The organism is Microcoleus sp. CZ3-B2 (assembly GCF_036705055.1).
GTDB lineage: Bacteria > Cyanobacteriota > Cyanobacteriia > Cyanobacteriales > Microcoleaceae > Microcoleus.
The window spans coordinates 92,080-111,611 of the sequence record NZ_JAUBTN010000009.1 but is presented as its reverse complement, the minus strand read 5'-3'; the positions used below and the strand labels follow the sequence as shown (position 1 = coordinate 111,611).

Below are 19,532 nucleotides of genomic sequence, written 5' to 3'. Positions count from 1 at the left end.
CGCTCAATCACTTAATTTCTGCTTCAAGCAAAGGTTTAGCTGTCTGGCCAGCACCTCAACACAGGGCTTTCTCAACATAGTAAGGTGATTGCCAGGAACTCGAATCACCTCTACTTGTGCCGCCGTTAAATCGCTCCAGCCAAGAGTTGGATCTTGATGACTCATGCTTAGCTTTTCCCCGGATCTAAACAAAGTAATTCGGTGCGGATAAATTTTCGGTACATAGCTGAGAGTTGCTTGACTGTTAGCCTGAAATACAGTAAACATCGAAGGAATTGCCAGCTCGCGCCAGCTTTTTTGTTTGGACTCCTGAGATAAGATACTAACCATAACAGCCTGTTTCCAATTCCAGCCATACCAAAACTTAGTTACCCAATTAAGCATTTTATTTAATTTAGGAAACCTGGCAGCAATTCCGCCAACTTGCACATTTTCCGCAGCAGCCACCAAGCGAAAATAATCGACCACAAAAGGCCAGATAGAGCGCGAAACAGTAGTCAGAATAAACTTGCAACCGTCCCAAAAAGAAGGTTTGTTAGCAGAAACCGGCGCTAAAGTATCCAGCACAGCAAGCAAAGCCACTTCATCACCCGCCGCGAGCAACTGTTGAGCCATCTCAAAAGCCACCAAACCACCAAAAGACCAACCTCCTAAAAAATAAGGCCCTTTTGGTTGAACGGTACGCAAAGCTGCGATGTAGTCAGCCGCCATGTCTTCAATGCTAGTTAACGGAGAACTTTCGCCGTCAATTCCTTTGGGTTGCAGCCCGTAAAACGGTTGATTTTCTCCTAGCCCAAAGGCTAACTCGACATAAGGAAATACCACGCCAAAGATGGGATGAACGCAGAAAAAAGGCGGATTTTTACCGCCAGGCTTAATTGCTACTAACGGCGACCATTCCTCAGAATTTGTTCCTGAATCTAGCGAATCTGCTAAACCTTCAATTGTCGGATTTAAAAAAATAGCAGACAGCGACAACTCGCGCTCAAATTGCTGGTTAATCTCATTAATGAGGCGGATTGCGAGCAGGGAATCTCCACCCAAATCGAAGAAGTTGTCGCCAATGCCAACAGGCTCTGTGTTAAGGATTTTTGACCAAATTTGGGCGAGGGTTGACTCGGTTGGCGTGCGAGGTGCAATGCAGCTTTTACCTGTTGAATTGCTAATGAGATTCTCCGGCGATATTAGGCGGTTGCGATCGATTTTGCCATTGGGAGTTAGGGGCAGAAAGTCGATCGCCACAAAAGCACTGGGAATCATGTAATTGGGCAGTTGTTGTTTGAGGAAATTCCGCATTTCCAAGGGATTAAGCGTCTGATTTTGATTGGGAACGACATAAGCAACTAGGCGCTTGTTTCCAGACAAATCATCTTCAGCCACCACCGCTGTTTCTTTGACTGCGGGATGCTGAAGCAGCAGCGCTTCAATTTCTCCCAATTCTATTCGATAACCGCGAATTTTTACCTGTTCGTCAGTGCGGCCTAAAAACTCAATATTGCCGTCGGGAAAATAGCGAGCTAAGTCACCTGTTTTGTAAATTCGTTCTTCCGCTTTCTCGCTAAACGGATTAGCAATAAATCGCTGGGCGGTTAATTCGGGGCGGTTCAGGTAGCCTCGCGCCAATCCGCTGCCACCGATGTACAATTCACCTGGAATTCCAACGGGTACAGGCTGTAAATTTTTATCTAAAATATAGAGTTGAGTATTAGCTATTGGGCGGCCGATGGGCGTTTTTTTGCTATCGCCAATTTCGGCAAAACTCGACCAGACTGTCGCTTCTGTAGGGCCGTAAGCGTTAAAAAATCTGCGCCCAGAAGCCCAGCGTTTTACAATATCCGGGGAACAGGATTCGCCCGCACAGATGATTGTTTGCAGTGCGGGAAGTTCGGCGTTTGGAAGGACTGCTAGCAGCGAGGGCGGGAGGGTAGCGTGGGTAATAGCATTGTCCTGCAAAAATTGGATTAATGTTTGTCCGGGCAACAAAGATTCTTTCTTGGCTGAGTAAAGTGTTGAGCCGGTTCCCAAGGCCATGACAATCTCAAAGATTGAGGCATCAAAACTCAGGGATGCAAATTGCAAAATGCGGTGATTTGAGCTTATTTGAAAAGCTTCTATTTGAGCTTTTACTAAGTTGTAGAGTCCGCGATGTTCGATTAAAACGCCTTTAGGTTTTCCGGTTGAACCCGATGTGTAAATGACGTAGGCTAGGTTTTCTGGTATAATATTTGTAGTTAATTTGGCTGGGCTTTGTCGGGCGATATTTTCTCTGTCGGAGTCCAAACACACTACTGAAAAAACTCCGTAATTTTCCGGCTGCGTCAAGTTTTTGGCTAAGTGCTGCTGAGTTACCAAAATCGACATCTGAGCATCTTCTAACATGAAGTTAAGGCGCTCTTGAGGATAAATTGGATCTAAAGGTAGGTAGGCTGCGCCTGCTTTGATAATGCCTAGCAATCCGACGATCGCCTCTAAGGAACGTTCTACACAAAGGCCTATTAAAACTTCCGGTTTGGCTCCCAATTGCTGCAAGTAACGTGCAAGTTGGTTGGCTTTGCTGTTGAGTTGGCGGTAGGTTAACTGCTGGTTTTCAAAGACGGCGGCGATAGCATCGGGCGCGAGCTCGACTCGCTCTTCAAATAGCTGGTGGAAACACTGGTTTTGCGGATAATCTCTCTGAGTGTCATTCCAATCGATTAATAATTGCTGGTATTCTGGCGCTGTCAGCAAAGCCAAGTCGCTGAGGTGCTGTTTGGGATTGGCAACAATGGCTTCGAGCAGCCTTTGGAAATGTCCCGCCATGCGCGCAATTGTGGCGCGATCGAATAAATCTGTGCTGTAGACAAATTGCCCTTGAATACTTCCTGCATCTTCCCACAAGTTGCACTCTAAGTCGAGCTTGGCGGTTCCGCTGTCAAAGTCTATCGCCCCCAAAGTGATTCCCGGCAATTCTAGCGCTGCTACAGGAGTGTTTTGCAGGCTGAAACTAAGTTGAAATAGGGGGTTGCGGCTCAATTCGCGATCGGGGTGCAATTCCTCAACCAACTTCTCGAAGGGCAAATCTTGGTGGGCGTAGGCTGCCATTGCGACGTTTTTTACCCGATGCAATAGTTCCCGAAAAGTTGGATTTCCCGACAAATCTGCACGCAGCACTAAACTGTTGACAAAAAAACCGATTAATGCTTCTATTTTGCTCAGGTTGCGATTGGCGATCGGCGTTCCTACTGCAATATCTACTTGTCCTGTATAGCGGTACAGCAAAGTTTGAAAAGCGGCTAGTAGAGTGATAAATAAAGTCGCGCTTTCTTGCTGGCTAAATAACTTTAGCTGCTCGCTCAAAGCAGGTGATAGTGTTATAAAATGTTTAGCACCTCGGTAGGATGGAACCGCCGGCCTTTGTCTGTCTGTTGGTAGATTGAGTGTGGTAATTCCGTTTAACTGCTCGCGCCAATAATCTAACTGGGTTTCTAATACTTCGCCCTGCAACCATTCGTGCTGCCATTCTGCAAAGTCGGCGTACTGCACGGGCAGTCCTGGTAAGTGCGAAATCCCGTTTTTTACAAATGCCGTGTAGAGCGTTCCCAGCTCTCGAATTAGCACTCCAATCGACCAACCATCAGCCACAATATGATGTAAATTCAGCAACAATATATGTTCGGTTTCACCCAGTTGTAGCAGCGTTACTTTAAATAACGGCCCGGCGGCTAAATCGAAAGGGCATTGCGCTGCATCGGTTGCGAGTTGCAGCGCTGCGGTTTCTTGCTGAGTTGGCGAGAGATTTTGTAAGTCGATTGTGGGGAGGGGTACTGTTAAAATGGGAGCAATAATTTGTACGAGTTCCCCTTCCAAAAGCGTAAAAGTAGTGCGTAAAGTTTCGTGCCTCTGCACAATTTCGTTGAAGGTTTGCTCTAAGGATATTAAGTTGAGAAAACCTGTTAAGCGGAGCGCTGTTGAGACATTGTAGAAAGGATTGCCCGGTGCTAATTGATTGAGGAACCAAAGCCGCTGCTGAGCAAAGGATGCGGGGAAGACGAAAACTTCTGTTTCTTGCTGCATATTTATCGAAATTGCACCCGTTCAACCGCCTTAATTTTTATTTACTTTCTCGATTAAAAGATGATAGCTTCATCCGCCGACTTTCGCGAGAAATAGCCACTAAAGCCGGAGCTTTAATATTAACCTTGCTCTCTTTTAAACTCTCCACAATCTTAGACAATTCTCCGATTGTCGGCGCTTCAAAAACGCTTCGCAAAGGCAACTCTACCGCGAAAGCATCTCGCACTCTAGAAACAAGCTGAGTCGCCAGCAGCGAATGGCCTCCTAATTCAAAGAAATTGTCCCGGATACCCACTCGCTTTATCCCCAAAACCTCAACCCAAATTTTCACTAAAACTTCCTCAACAGAAGTATGAGGCGCAACATAACTGCCAGCCCATTCTAACTTAATTGGCTCCGGTGCGGGCAAAGCGAGGCGATCGACCTTTCCGTTAGCCGTCACAGGTAGCGACTCCAGCACCACAAAAGCCGACGGAACCATATATTCCGGCAGTTTTTCTGCTAGATAAGCCTGCAACTGTGGTACTAATTTACGCGCTGCTTTAGCTTGTAAGGGATTGTTAGCATAAGAGCGCCAAGGACGCAAGTTATCGCTTCGGGTTTCTCGCACAAAATCTCTAGTTTCGCCCCGCAAAAACACTACATCGTAGCGCCCTTGACTGTCGGAATTAGACCAACTAATATTAACATTATATGGAACTTCCAAAGCATACCACGCTTCAGGATCTACTCCTAAATCATCAAGTTTATCCACGGCTTTCTGCAATTGACCTGCTGTGGTAAATTTATCGACAACAGACAGCAATTCTGCCGCCTTAACTGCGGCCGTTACCCGCGCATTAGAGACATTCGCAATTCTTAAAAGATCGAGTTGAGTTTCCCGTAATATTTGTTGTACGTTGGTAACAGTCAAATTATGATTTTCAGCCGACCAATCCAGCAATTTTTCTCCCCGCAACTCCCGTTCGTCAAGGGATTTTGGGAGTTCGCTTTCAGACGCAATATGCAGAATAGCATTGTACCGAAAATCAGTTAACTCATTGTGATAACTACCGCGAATTAATTGAATCTCTACGCCGCAAATCTGCGGAAAGCGGTGCTTTAATGCGCTAAAAAAATCGGGTTCAATAACTAACTCTGTTTCTTGAAAAATTTGCATTTGTACTCGCTGCTGCAACTGTTCGCCCGCGAGAGAAGGTTCGGCTTGATACAGTTGTACCGAAGCGTGAAAAGCTGCCAGCAACGGCAAGCTGCGGACATCTCCGATGAATATAAAGCCGCCGGGAGCAGTTGCTTTCACCGCACCTTCTAGCACCTGCACGAGATAGTCGATATTCGGGAAATATTGCACGACTGAGTTGAGAATCACCGCGTCAAAAGCTGCTGTCTCTACTCCTTCAAAGTCTGTCGCCATTTTCTGAAGCAGCGTTACATTAGCTAACTGTTGCTTTGCCAAGTGCTGCTGAATATAGTTGAGCGAAATAGGTGAAAAGTCTGTTCCGCAATATTGAGTGCAGCGAGAGGCAATTTGGAACAGCAACAAACCCGTGCCGCAGCCAATTTCTAACACTCGGCTGGGCTGCAAAGCTAAAATTTGGGCGGCTTGATTGTTCGCCCAGTCGCGCATTTGTTCTGCTGGGATTGGCTGATTAGTATAGCTGCTATTCCAGCCGACAATATTAAAGGTTGGATCTGAGTCAAATGCAGGTTGATTGTAAGTTTCATTGTAGAGCATTTGCCACTGCAAGACCTGTTCGTCCTGCAATTGCATTATTTGGTTTTTTTCGCGGGCAACGCTATATTCTGCATTCAGGGCAATATAAGCTACTAAACGTTTATCTCCCTGTCCATCTTCCGAAGTTGTTACTACAGTTTGCTGCAGGGCCGGATCTTGAGTTAATAGTGTCTCGATTTCTCCTAATTCGATGCGAAAACCGCGAATTTTTACTTGTTCGTCAATGCGTCCCAAAAATTCAAGGTTGCGATCGCCTCTGTAGCGCACTAAGTCGCCGGTTTTGTAAATTCGCTCTCCTGAATTTGGTTTAAAAGGATTGACAATAAAGCTTTGTGCGGTTAAATCTGGGCGGTTGAGGTAGCCGCGAGCGAGTCCGTTTCCGCCGATGTACAATTCGCCAACAACCCCCATTGGTACGGGCTGCAAATATTTGTCTAATATGTAGATTTGAGTGTTAGCAATGGGGCGGCCAATTGTCGGGGCGATGTCTGTTTGCTCTGTTACAGGAATATAACCGGAAGTTGTGACGACGGTGTTCTCGGTTGGGCCGTAATTATTTACTAGCTTAAATGGATGGGATTTTAAAGGATGTTGTTGCAGTTTTTCGCCGCCTGCGAGCAAGATTCGCAACGCTGTATTTTGAGGCCAATCTAATCGCAAAAGTTTTTCGGCTAAAGGTGTTGGTAAAAAGCTAATTGTTATTGCTTTTGATACTAACCAGTTTTGCAGTTTTTCAGGATCTCGCCTCATGTCATCTTCTGGAAAGTAGATGCTAGCTCCGGCTGCGAGATAAGGCCAAATTTCCCACCCGCAAGCATCAAAGCCGATCGCAGCAATTTGCGTTGCTCGATCGCCCGCTGACACCCCAAACTCTCTTTGATGCCAAAAAACGAGATTTAACAAGCTCCCGTGCTCAATTTCAACTCCTTTCGGCTTTCCCGTGGAGCCGGAGGTGTAAATCGCGTAAACCAGATTTTCGGCTGTGGCTGCGCTGGTGGGATTGTCGGCGATTTCTTGGGAAATCATCTCCCAGTCAGTGTCTAAACAAACTATCTGTAAATTGGGCGAGCGCAATTTCTCTACCCATTGCTGCTGAGTTAACACAACAGATAATTGAGCATCTTTTAGCATAAAGCTCGATCGCTCAGCAGGATAGCTCGGATCTAAAATTAAGTAAGCTCCTCCCGCTTTCAGGATACCCAACATCCCCACGATCACATCGAGCGATCGCCCGCAGCAAAGCCCTACTAAAACTTCCGCCCCAACCCCCATTTTTTGCAAATAACGTGCTAGTTGGTTGCTGCGGAGATTTAGCTGCTGGTAGGTGAATTGCTCCTCTCCAAATACCAGCGCCACCGCCTCCGGTGTCCGATCCGCCTGCATTTCAAATAGCTGATGGATGCACAAATTTTGCGGATAATCTGCCTGAGTATTGTTGCATTCAACTAACAAACGATCGCGCTCTTGGGCGCTCAAATATTGCAAGTTGGCAATGCGCTGCTCGGGATTTGTCACAATGCTTTCTAACAGAGTTTGAAAATGCCCGATCATGCGGGTAATCGTAGCTTCATCAAATAAATCGGCGCTGTAAATAACCATGCCGCTGATACCCTCCGAGCTATCAACCCACAGCTTATTGCTGGGCGATTGGTTGCTTCCCGAACTGTTGGGCGATCGCTCCCACAAATGAAACTCCAAATCAAACCGCGCTGTACCCACATCTAACTGCTGCGGGCTGAGTGTTAATTCTGGCAATTCTAACCGATTCCCCGGCGCGTTTTGCAGCGCAAACGCCACCTGAAATAACGGATTTTGGTTCAACGCGCGATCGGGGTGCAGTTCTTCTACTAACTTCTCAAACGGCAAATCTTGGTGAGCGTAAGCTCCTAATGCTACCTCTTTGACTCGGTTTAAAAGTTCCCGAAAAGTTGGATTTCCCGACAAATCTGTACGCAGCACCAAACTGTTGACAAAAAAACCGATTAATGCTTCAATTTCACTGCGGTTGCGATTGGCGATCGGCGAACCTACAACAATATCTTCTTGCTGCGCGTAATGGTAAAGCAACGTTTTAAAAGCTGCCAGCATAGTCATAAACAGCGTCACTCCTTCGCGCTGGCTCAACGTTTCTAAAGCCTCGCTCAGTTGTTTTGGCAGTTGCAAAAATTGCCTTTTGCCTCGGTAACTTTGAATTGCTGGCCTGGGTCGATCCGCAGGCAAATTTAGCATAGAAAGGCCGTTTAACTGCTGTCTCCAGTAAGCAAGCTGCGTTTCTAAAACTTCCCCTTGCAGCCATTCGCGCTGCCATTTTGCAAAATCAGCATACTGGATCGACAAAGCCGGTAAAGGCGAAGGTTTTTCGCTAGCAAATGCCGTGTAAAGCGCGCCTAATTCCTGAATTAGCACTCCGATAGACCAACCATCGGAGACAATGTGGTGCATGTTCAGCATTAGTAAATATTCGGCCTCATCTAACTGCAATAATGTGACTCGCAGCAACAAGTCCTTGGACAAATTGAAAGAGTGTTGAGCTTCTTGGGCGGTGAGCCTGTTTGCTTCATTTTGTCGAGATTCCTTTGGCAAATTTCGCAAGTCCACTACATTAATCGGGAGGTGGAAAGCCGCAGCTATTCTCTGAACAGGTTGGCCCGAAACTACTGCTAAAGTCGTGCGTAAAGCTTCGTGGCGGCGCACAATTTCATTGAAGGTTTGTTGCAGCGCCGGGAAATTGAGCGAACCTGTCAAACGCAAGGCTGCGGGAACATTATAAAAAGGATTGTTCGGGACTAATTGGTCGAGAAACCACAAGCGCTGCTGTGCAAAGGAAAGCGGTTGATTTCCGTCCCGCCCCACAGGAATAATCGGTGTAGGAGTGAAACTAGAAGTACGATTAGCTGCTTTTAAAAATGAAATTATTTCGGCTTTTTTCTGAGAAATTTCGGCGCGCAGTTCGGGTGTAATAATTCCTTCAGGAGCGTTGCAGCGCAGGATCTCGCCCTCAATAAAAATATTAATATCTAGACTGCGAAGGTAAGATAAAAACTCAACTAACTCCACCGTGACAGAATCTCTGGCATTTGGCGATGAACTCGATATTTTGGGTTCGGGCATTTTGAGTCATCCTGTCATTACTTCGGCAAATCAATAAAATAAATTCTACCAGCGCACAAATTAAGAGCTTAACTTACCCCTTGCCGACTGTGGCCTAACCTGAGTATGATTCTGTTTGAATCCGCAACCAAAATCCTACCCAAGGTTTCAGCTTATGCCGTTCATGCCCTTCAATTTCCTGTTCCTATGGCTGGTGGGACTGCTGTCCGTTGGGGTACTTGGCGGAGGTATATACATTGTCTATGAATATTACATCGGCCAACTTGTAGGGATTTCCTACTTAGTCTGCGGAGTGTTGATGCTTCTTTGGTCTGTTGGCGGCCGCTTGATCGGTTTGCCGCTGTTCCGCCGCCCCGGTGCTGACGAACCTAAGCCGACGCGGACGGGTAGGGTTCAGCGGGTAGCCGCTCTTGATTGTTGGGCGGAGTGAAACGGAGGGTTCGTTCCACGGGCCCAACCTACAAAAAATGCAAGTTATTTAATTCTCATTCCTTAAGGAAAATTGTAGCGAAAATGTTGGGCGGAGTGAAACGGAGGGTTCCTTCCCTCGCGGCCCAACCTACGCACTGATTCGGTCTAGTTCCTAGAGCTCTTTGTCACCCTCCCACTTTTAACTGAAAATGCGCTTGAGGGCAGGAATACGAGCCAACACGAAATAATCCAACAGCAGAACGGTGACGAGTGAAAGTCCTACAAGCGGGAAGGCAATCCCTAAAACAGCAACGATTGCGAGTGGCACTTTCCATCCCTGAACATGGGTGGGCATTGCAGGCGCACCGAGCCAACCCGTCCCTTTGGGACGACGCTGCCACCACATCACCGCACCACTGACTGAAAGCACAATCACAATTAACGCTGCAAACAACATCAGCAGTTGATTGCTCAATCCAAAATATTTGCCCATGTGAATGGAAATTCCCATTTCTACGGCTTTGGGTATTAGCCCGTAATCCTTCCACCGCACATCTGCTAACACTTTGCCACTGTATCGATCGATGTGCAGAGTGACTTCTTGCGCCGGATTATTGGGAAATGCCGAAACCGTGTACACACCCGTTTGGGATTCTGGAAAACTAACACTAAATCCAGGGGGTGCGCCTTTTGCTTGGGCTAAAGTTACAACAGAATCTAGATTTACGGACGTACCAGCAGGAGTTCCCCTGATAATTTCGTTGTGTCCTGAATGATGCTCCTCTCCAAGCTTACTAGATTTGGGAATTGGTAATTGCTCTACTGCCCAAGGCACAATTAGATTGCCCTGTTGATTGAGTGAGCCTGTGAGTGTTGTAGATTGAGGCACGTTATCCCACATTTGTGCAGGATAGTGACTCGACAAACGAGCGAAGGTATCTCCCCAAAAACCTGTCCAGGGTAGTCCGCTAATGATGAGAAAGCCAATTAGCAATACGCCATAAAATCCCGAAACGGCGTGTAAGTCCCGCCAAAATACCCGCTTGTTCTGGCTCCACACACGCGGAATTAATGTTCCTAAAAAATTTACTTTGCCGCGAGGCAACCATAAATATAATCCGGTAATTAGCAAAATCAGTCCCCAACAGGAAGCAAGCTCTACTAAATAATCTCCCAATTTTCCGATCATCAGTTCGCCGTGAATCTTGCGTGCGATCGCTTGGAGATTATTATTTTCATCGCGATCGCCTAAAATCTTAGCCGTATAAGGATTCACGAAAACGGCTAGTGTTCTTTCATCTTTAGTCGCGATCGTCACTTCAGCACTACGATTAGACGCAACGCTCGGCGTAAATTTTGTTACTTTGGCATCAGGATAAGTTCGTTGAACAACTGCCACCTGTTGAGTATAAGGCATCACCACATCCGCAGGCTGCACAAACATATTCTGGTGATACATCGCAGCATCTAATTGCGGTTTAAACAGGTAAATGATGCCTGTGATTGACAAAATCAGCATGAAAGGAATAACAAACAAGCCTGCATAGAAATGCCATCGCCAAACGGTGCGATAAAAACGATTACTGGGAGGTTCAGTAACCAGTGAAGGGTTCAAAACGCTGTTCAATTTACTCATTGTCGTTTGCTAAAATATCGAAAAAAAGCCATTATGCTACACAAGTATCAACAATGTCAAAAGACAGGCTGTCAAACAGAGTTGCTGCTTCTGAAGTTTTTAGCCGTCAGTAATCCTAATGAAGATTTATTCAACAGGGAAAGTAACTAAAGACCAGTATATTGCAATACCGTTCAGTTAAGGCTGCCTATCTTTTTTTAGCATAAGCGATGCTCAATCTTTACTCCATCAGGGTTTGAGGAGGGTTGTCATCCGGGAGCATCTCCTATTTGTAAAAACACTTCTTCTGGCTCCTTCCTTCTTCCTCTTTCCTGGCAGCCTCGGGCCTCAAAACTCCAATTTATAGCTTGCCTGCAAAAGTGAGATGAACCCCACTTTTGGACGGTCATTCCACAAAACAATCAAAATCATCCCGCAATTACAGCACTTTTCAGGTTAGTGAGGTACACAACAGAGGTAGGGAGACGGCAGTGCCGTGTCCCTACGGCAATAGAAGAGCAATCTGGGTGTACTTTATAAACGTGGAATCTGCTGTATGTAAGCCCTTAAAATTCCACATCTTCTCGCTCTTTTTCGTCGGTTCTGGGAGCATCCAAACCTTTCGCGGCCCAGCGCATTGTTTCAATGTATTTTGCCAGACTCGCCACAGTCGGAGCCTCAAACAAATTGCTGACCGGTAGCTCAACTTGCAAAGCGTCTCGGATGCGAGAAATTAACTGAGTTGCTAGCAGGGAATGCCCGCCTAATTCAAAGAAATTATCGTAGATACTAACCTGCTGCTTTCCCAAAATCTTAGCCCAAATTTTTCCCAGCATTTCTTCTATATTAGTCCGAGGCGCTACATAGTTTTCTGTTAGATCCTCGTTGTCTGTATCTATATTAGGCAAAGCACGACGATCGACTTTGCCATTAGGCGTCAGCGGTAGGGACTCCAACACTGCATAAGTTGCAGGAACCATATATCCCGGTAACTTTTCTGTCAAAAATTGGCGCAATTCACTTGATTTTAGATTGTGAATGTCTGATTTTTCCTTAAGGCCGTCAGTCACAACATAAGCTACCAAATGTTTATCGTCGGGGATGTCTTCTCTCACAATTACTACTGCTTCGCGCACTTGGGGATGCTGGCACAAAGCCGCTTCAATTTCTCCCAATTCTATGCGGTAGCCGCGAATTTTTACTTGGTCGTCAACGCGGCCTAAAAACTCGATGTTTCCGTCAACCCAATAGCGGCATAAATCACCTGTTTTATAAAGGCTAGAACCAGATTTATTGCTAAAAGGGTTAGGAATGAATGCAGCAGCGGTTAAATCTGGGCGGTTGAGGTAGCCTCGCGCCAGTCCGTCACCGCCGAGGTATAATTGACCTGCAACACCGATCGCCACCGGCTGCAAATCCGCATCGAGGAGATAAATCTGCGTGTTGGCGATCGGGCGGCCGATGGGGATAGAGGTTGCGGTTTCTGGTACGTCTTGCACGCAATAATAAGCCGAAAATGTGGTATTTTCTGTCGGCCCGTAAACGTGAATTAATTGAGTGGTTGGATTTTGTTTTAAAACTTTTTTAACCCATCTCATATCGACGGCTTCTCCGCCAAACAGCAAGCAGCGCAGCGAATCAAAAGCTTGCGGTAAAATTCTAGCAATTTGTTGAAATAAGGCTGTTGTTAAAAACAAAACTGTGATGCCTTCTTGGCGCAGTTCTAAGGCTAAATCGTGAGGCGAAAGGGTAATATTGGTGCTAATTCCCACGAGTTGAGCGCCGTTAAGCAAGGCTCCCCAAATCTCGAATGTGGCTGCATCGAATGAAGCGTTTGATGCTTGGGCAATTTTATCGGTAGATTCTATTTTTATATAGTTGGTGTTGAGTACCAGCCGATTTACTGCTTTGTGGGTGACAGCAACTCCCTTGGGTTTTCCTGTAGATCCAGATGTGTAAATAACGTAAGCTAGGTTGTCTGCTGTGACGGTGTTGGCGGGATTTTCGGCGCTTTCTTTGGCTATGTGTTCCCAGTCGCGATCGCACTTAATCACCAAGTTTGAGAAGTCTCGGAAATTCTCAATCAATTTATCCTGAATTAGCAAGACTTTAACTTGAGCATCTTCCAGCATCAAGTTTAGCCGATCGCGCGGATAGCTCGGATCTAAGGGTAAATAAGCGCCTCCAGCCTTCAGTACAGCCAACATCCCGACAATTAGCTCGATCGAGCGATCGGCGCAAAGCCCCACTAAAACCTCCGCACCCACGCCCTGTTTTTGTAAATAGCCCGCCAGTTGGTTCGCTTTGCTGTTGAGTTCTCTGTAAGTCCAATGCTGGCCCTCGAAAGTTAGGGCGACAGCCTCCGGGTGCTGCAGGGCCCGCTCCTCAAATAACTGATGAATGCACTTATTTTGAGGATAATCCGTGCGAGTTTCGTTCCATTCTATTAATAATTGATTCACTTCATTCTCGCTCAATAAAGGTAAGTTAGCAATTCTTTGTTCTGGATTGGCGACAATGCTTTCCAGCAGCGTTTTAAAATGCCTCAGCATTCGGGCGATCGTAACTTCATCAAATAAATCCGTATTGTACACAGCTAAACCTCTGAGGCCTGACGAATGTTCCCACTCTTCCCCGTACCTGCTCCTAAACTTATCCGCAGCTTCCCACAAATGCAGCTCTAAATCAAAGCGCGTTGTTTGAGTCTCCAAAGGAAAAGAACTCAACTTTAATTCTGGCAATTCTAACTCGTCCACAGGCACATTTTGCAGACCGAATACCACTTGAAATAACGGGTGGCGATTGAGCGATCGCTCCGGGTGCAATTCCTCAACGAGCTTCTCAAAGGGCAAATCTTGGTGAGCGTAAGCTCCCAGGGTTACTTCCCGTACCCGGCCCAAAAAATCTCGAAACGTCGGGTTTCCCGAGCAGTCTGTTCGCAGCACTAAAGTATTGACAAAAAAACCGATTAATGCTTCTATTTCGCTGCGGTTGCGATTGGCGATCGGCGAACCGACAACAATATCTGCTTGCTGCGAGTAGCGGTAAAGCAAAGTTTGAAATGCTGCGAGCAGTGTCATAAATAAAGTCGCTCCTTCTCGCTGCGAGAGCGCTACAAGTGCATCCTTCAGTTGTTTCGGCAGTTCTAAATATTGAGTTTTTCCGCGATAATTTTGCCTAGCTGGTGCAGGGCGATCGATCGGCAAATTTAACACAGAAATCCCGTGCAATTGCTGCCGCCAATAAGCAAGCTGAGTTTCTAATACTTCACCTTGCAGCCATTCTCGCTGCCACTCGGCAAAGTCGGCATATTGCAGTGATAATTCTGGCAGGGGAGATGGCTGTTGATTTATCAAAGCTGTGTAGATAGCTTCTAGTTCTCGAATTAGCACGCCGATCGACCAATCATCGGAGGCTATGTGGTGCATATTGAGCAACAGAATATGCTCGGTTTCTGTCAGCCGCAGGATGGTGACTCGCATCAGCGGCCCGGTGGATAAATTGAAAGGGCGCAGAGATTCGGCTGCGGAGAGTTTTTTGGCTTCTGTTTGCCGTTGTTCTGGCGGCAAATGTTGCAGTTCTAATATTTGAAAAGTTATCTGAGAGTTCAGAGAAATTATCTGCATTGGTTGACCTGATACCGCTGCAAAAGTGGTTCGCAAAGTTTCGTGTCGCCGCACTATTTCGTTGAAGGTTTCTTCCAAGGCTGTTAAGTTGAGGGAACCGATTAATCGCAGTGCTGTTACTACATTATAAAAAGGGTTTTCCGGTGAAAATTGGTCGAGAAACCACAGGCGCTGCTGGGCAAAAGATGCGGGAAAGACAAAGACTTCGGCTTCTGAGGAAATATTCAGAGTTTGTCGATCGCCTGTAAAGAAATTGTCATGAATTTCGGATGCCATATCTGTTGCTCTTGGGGATGAGATGTGTTAATTTTTTGAGGGCGCGGGTGGCTTTTTTACGGTGCGATCGCCTCTTAAAACTTTGGCGAGTAAAAAAATGACACTTTTAACATCCTCAGAAACCGGGTTTCTCGGAGTTTTGGGTTTATATCGTTTCCGGTAGCATCGTCAGGTGATTTAACCGGCGCTAGGGCGCAGAGAACACAGAGGAAGACAAGAGAGAGATGAATACAGAACTATGAAGCGCGGATTTAATCTGACTCGATTTTATAATTCCGATGCTACCGGATTTGATATTAGTGAGGAGAAATTAACCCAGAAACCGGGTTTCTCGGAGTTTTGTGCGAATGCTTAAAGAGAACTTGGGTTGGGAACTCAGCAGTAGCGTTGTCGAATGCAGGCAGATTGCGCTGGAACCCTCATTCTACTGTTGGGTGTCAAAAACTGTCGCTGCCGATTGCGGTCAAAAAATAGAGAAGTGACTGAATCGGGGTTTGGGGCACAACAGCAGCGGCATTCTTTTGGCAAACTGGTGTCAGATGTGAGAATGACCTAGAGCAATCGGTGTACAGGTCAAGCTGTAGTATGATTTCTAATTGCACAAAGTGTTTTTGGGGCGATCGCAATTTTCTCACATCTTCAACCCAAGCGACTAATATTGATTAAACAGTGTCAGGGATCTTTTACAGAAAATGACTGGAAGTTGGGCTCTACTTTGCAAAAATACTTAAGAACACTGAACGTGCAGTTTAAATTAGAGGTTATAGGCTAATGGCGCAGCGGAACGTATACTCGTCAAAAGACGACCCAGGGGATGCACAATCAGCAGAGGAAGTCCTCCACTCAGTGATTCAGGAACTGGACGCTTTGCACCAAAATGTCAAAGGCCAGTTAAATCAGGACATTACTCGGCTCGAAAGTGAAAAAAATCACCTGATTGACGATATTGAAGATCTCAGAGAGCAATATCGCAAATTGCAGTCCCAGCAAATGGAATCTCTGTCTGGGCGATACATTCAGCAGCAGCAATTGTGGCTGAAGCAGTTGGCTCAAGTTTTGGCTCACAATTTGCAGGATTTGTTGGTGCAGCGGTTCAGCGAACTCAGTGCTAACTCGGGACATTCTCTCAGCAGCCCTATTCCCAGCGGCGAATTCCCGATACCGATGCCGCCGAGCAACTACGACGAACGGGCCTCGGAGTTGCTGGCGGCGCTGGATCAAAGGATCGATCGCAGTTTCCAGATGCTCGAACAAGATTTGAGCAGCTACGAAAGCGAGCTTTCCATGCGGCTCAATAATATGCAAACCCTAGAGCGGCAAGGGGAAGAGCTGTTACAAAATCTTGTAAACCGCATCAGGGAAGAACTCGAACAAGAAGAAGAAGAATATCTTGACAATCCTTTCGATGCTAGAGATTCCTATCCCGAAGTATCAGCTAATTCTGTCCGCCCCCCAGCTATAGCGCCAGCACCTGTGGATGCGCCGCGGGACTCTGTGTCGCAGCCTTCTTCAGGTTCTGCAGCAATTGCTAAAGCCGGTTCTCAAGTGCAAGCAGGTTTGATGCTGGCTTTGTCTTCGGCGGTGGTATTGTCGCTGTTTAATGTTTGTTTGAGAATTTTGATTAAAAGCAGAAATCCTCGGATGATTTTTGGCTTGTTTGAAGTTCCGGGAGTTGTAACTCCTGGTTTTGGCAATTCTTTGTTGATTTTGTTGATGCGGCTGATCGTGGTGATGGCTTTGATGCCAATATTGGCAACTTTTCTGTATCCTTCTGTGTGGAAAGATATTAGGCGGTTGTTCCAGTCTGGCGATCGCGCTTTGTGGAGCAAGGTTTTAGGAAGCGCATTTTTTCTGTTTTTGTCTCAGGTTTTGATTTATTTGGCGATCGGCAATATTCCGGCGGGAATTGCGATTACGATTTTCTTTATTTACCCGATCGTCACCGTACTCGGTTCTTGGATCTTGTTTGGCGCTCGCCCAAGCACGATCGGCTTTTTGGCAATCTGCGGAATTACCGCAGGTTTGATTTTAGCCGGCTGGCCGAGTTTTGCAGCGCCAGCTCCCGGCGGCGGCAATGTCGGGGTGGGAGTCGCCGCGGCACTCGGTGCTGGCATTACCTTTGCAGGTTACGTATTGCTGACGCAAATGGCCGCGGGCAAGCTGCACCCGATTCCTTTTAGTTTAGTTAATTTCGCCACGATTTTTGTATTTTCCGCCCTGAGTTTGTGGGTGCCGCTCTCGGAAAATTTAGCTCCTAAAATCGACCCAAATGTATGGCCCGGTTTGATTTTTGGAGGCGTTATTTTAGGGGTGCTGACGCTGTTTAGCTATCTTTTGAACAATTTTGCTATCCGGTTTGCCGGGGCGGCCTTAGCCTCCGTAATTGGTACTTTGGGGCCGGCGATGACCGCACTCTTCGGGTTTGTCATTATCAATGAGAAGTTGCAGCCTTTGGCAATTATTGGCATGGCTGTAGTGACATTGAGCGTGGCTGCTATGAGTGTAGAACGCATGATGGCTCCTCAGAAGAAAGCTAATTAAGCTAAGGTAGAAACTGGTGTTTGTAGTTCGGACTTTAGTCCTAGGATTTTAAGGACTAAAATCCGAACCATCGAACTTGTTTTAGGGTGTTTAAAATAGAAGCCAACACAATATCAAACAACAGAAACAACCACACGAAAACCTACAATACTAGCCTTACAATCCGGCTGATATCTGAGACGGCACGCGCTGCGACAATTCGGAGGGCGATCGTTCCAAGAACCCCCCCGTAACAACCTCAGCGAATAGTCGCCGCCAGACTCCCAAACACTGCCATCAACAGGCGCACCTTTATAATTACTGTGCCAAGCATCCGCGCACCATTCCCATACATTGCCGTGGAAATCGTACAATCCGAAAGCATTTGGTTTAAAACTGCCAACATCTGTAGTTTGAAATCGATAAACTCCCTTCGGCGCATCAGCATAATTAGCATTTCCGTTGTAATTTGCTAACTCGCTAGTAATCGTTTCCCCAAAGTGAAACGCCGTCATAGTTTGCCCCCGGCAAGCATATTCCCACTGCGCCTCGCTAGGCAAGCTATACTTCTTACCAGTTTTGTGAGAAAGTCTAGCGCAAAACTCCACCGCTTCGTACCAAGATACATTTTCAATCGGTCGATTTACACCTTTAAAACGGGAAGGCTCAGGATTGAGAAACATTTTAATTTCCGGCAGCGCTGCAACAGCAGTCCATTGGGACTGAGTGACTGGAAATTTACCAATATAGAAAGCAGCTAAAGTTACTGAATGCTGTGGTTTTTCGTCGCTGTCACCCCGATCTTTTTGGCTGCCCATCAGGAAAGTACCGCCAGGAACAGATACCATTTCCATGACTGTACCGCTGCCGATATGTTCTTCAAAAAAACGCGCTTTGCGGCTGTTAAGATTAGTTTGCTGCCCGCGATTGTCTACTGTAACTACCTGAAATTCAAAGGTACTTTTGACAGTAGCAATACTTTGCGATCCCTTGTTGGGAGGCGGATTGGTGTGGAATTTTCCACTCGGATTAACAGAGATATTGCTGTTGATTTGTCGGCTTTGCTGGCTCTGACTATTGAGAGCAAGTTGTTCAATTTCGGTCAAATAAGCATTGAGCGGAGGTAGAGCTGCCTTGGGCTGAGGATAATTTAAAGTAAGTTGTCCGCCCTTACCACAGTGAGGTGGGGGAGGTAGAGAATAGAGATTTAAAGCTTTGATTACTTCATCAGCCGATTGATATCTATTTTTGAGATAATCTTGAATTAATTTATCTAAAATTATTGCCAATTCGCTGCTGATTTTTGTGCCGGCTGGTAAGCGTTCTCTCCAAATCCAGCCGCCGTTAATCGGATCGTAAAGGTCATCGGAACCGTCAACTTGTGGCAAACATTTAGTTAGCAGTCTGAGACAAGTTATCCCCAAACTATATAAATCGCTTCCGGGGAAAACTTGACCCCGCATTTGTTCCATCGGCGAATATCCGGGCGTTCCTACGGTGGTGCCGACTTTGCTCATCAGCGAGCCCGTCACTTGTTTGGAAACGCCGAAATCAATCAAAACTAATTCTCCCCGCCCTCCTCTGCGGAAAGCAGAATTGCGAAAATTTGCAGCTTTTGGCATGGATGAGCTGGCTGAGGTGCGGCGGCGGATGATATTCTCAAGTTTGATGTCTCGGTGAATGACATGGCGATCGTGCACAAATTTCAGAATCGGTAAAATATCTGCCAGTAACTGCCAAATTTTTTCTTCGTTAAAAGCGCCCTGCTGAGTTAATTCAGCCAGTAAATTTTGCCCTTCAATCAATTCTTGTACTAAATAAAGCCGCTTGTCTTGTTCAAAATAAGCAATTAATCGAGGGATTTGGGGATGTTCGCCGAGTTCGTAAAGCCGTTTCGCTTCTTCTTTAAACAATTGTGCGGCTTTTTCAAGTGCTGAGGTTCCTTGAAATTGGGGTACAAACTGCTTAATTACGCACGGATCGTCCATGCGATCGGTATCTACCGCTTCATAAGTTCTGCCAAATCCCCCTTCGCCCAACAGTCGAATCACGCGGTAGCGGTTTCTGAAGAGAGGCGTGAGGTCTGATTCGCCGCAACTTTGACAAAATTTAGAGTTGTCGGGATTGAAAGGATTAGAGCACCTTGGATTTGAGCAGTAGAACATATCCTTGGGGAAGAAATGAT

At 46.3% G+C, this 19,532-nt stretch carries 7 protein-coding genes; 2 read left to right on the top strand and 5 right to left on the bottom strand.

Translation table 11 applies throughout. The features are described from left to right. Positions 1-3: 3 nt before the first annotated feature. Positions 4-4,053, bottom strand: a complete 4,050-nt coding sequence (locus QUA97_RS06115; protein WP_333193916.1) for a non-ribosomal peptide synthetase — start codon at positions 4,051-4,053, stop codon at positions 4-6. A gap of 37 nt (positions 4,054-4,090) precedes the next feature. Beyond that, positions 4,091-8,899, bottom strand: coding sequence for an amino acid adenylation domain-containing protein (locus QUA97_RS06110; RefSeq protein WP_333193914.1), 4,809 nt, complete (start codon positions 8,897-8,899; stop codon positions 4,091-4,093). A 154-nt stretch (positions 8,900-9,053) separates the two neighbouring features. Between QUA97_RS06110 and QUA97_RS06105 the strand changes: the two genes are divergently transcribed. Further along, positions 9,054-9,329: a hypothetical protein gene (locus tag QUA97_RS06105; protein WP_333193912.1), complete on the top strand. Its 276-nt coding sequence runs from the start codon at positions 9,054-9,056 to the stop codon at positions 9,327-9,329. A 180-nt stretch (positions 9,330-9,509) separates the two neighbouring features. Here the strand turns inward: QUA97_RS06105 and QUA97_RS06100 are convergent, their stop codons facing one another. Both QUA97_RS06100 and QUA97_RS06095 read right to left on the bottom strand, forming a co-directional pair. Further along, entirely contained in the window at positions 9,510-10,946 is a 1,437-nt protein-coding gene (locus QUA97_RS06100) for a PepSY-associated TM helix domain-containing protein (protein ID WP_333193909.1), read from the bottom strand. Positions 10,947-11,491: 545 nt separating this feature from the next. Then, positions 11,492-14,827: a non-ribosomal peptide synthetase gene (locus QUA97_RS06095; RefSeq protein WP_333193907.1), complete on the bottom strand. Its 3,336-nt coding sequence runs from the start codon at positions 14,825-14,827 to the stop codon at positions 11,492-11,494. Between the two features lie 771 nt (positions 14,828-15,598). On the opposite strand from QUA97_RS06095, the gene QUA97_RS06090 reads away from it, so the two are divergent. Beyond that, entirely contained in the window at positions 15,599-17,368 is a 1,770-nt protein-coding gene (locus QUA97_RS06090; protein ID WP_333193905.1) for a DMT family transporter, read from the top strand. A gap of 113 nt (positions 17,369-17,481) precedes the next feature. On the opposite strand, the gene QUA97_RS06085 is transcribed toward QUA97_RS06090, so the two are convergent. Then, entirely contained in the window at positions 17,482-19,512 is a 2,031-nt protein-coding gene (locus QUA97_RS06085; RefSeq protein WP_333193903.1) for a bifunctional serine/threonine-protein kinase/formylglycine-generating enzyme family protein, read from the bottom strand. Between the last annotated feature and the right edge of the window lie 20 nt (positions 19,513-19,532).

Coding starts and splice junctions, on each gene's coding strand:
- QUA97_RS06115 (WP_333193916.1), bottom strand. CDS start 4,053: ATGCAGCAAGAAACAGAAGTTTTCGTCTTCCCCGCATCCTTTGCTCAG.
- QUA97_RS06110 (WP_333193914.1), bottom strand. CDS start 8,899: ATGCCCGAACCCAAAATATCGAGTTCATCGCCAAATGCCAGAGATTCT.
- QUA97_RS06105 (WP_333193912.1), top strand. CDS start 9,054: ATGCCGTTCATGCCCTTCAATTTCCTGTTCCTATGGCTGGTGGGACTG.
- QUA97_RS06100 (WP_333193909.1), bottom strand. CDS start 10,946: ATGAGTAAATTGAACAGCGTTTTGAACCCTTCACTGGTTACTGAACCT.
- QUA97_RS06095 (WP_333193907.1), bottom strand. CDS start 14,827: ATGGCATCCGAAATTCATGACAATTTCTTTACAGGCGATCGACAAACT.
- QUA97_RS06090 (WP_333193905.1), top strand. CDS start 15,599: ATGGCGCAGCGGAACGTATACTCGTCAAAAGACGACCCAGGGGATGCA.
- QUA97_RS06085 (WP_333193903.1), bottom strand. CDS start 19,512: ATGTTCTACTGCTCAAATCCAAGGTGCTCTAATCCTTTCAATCCCGAC.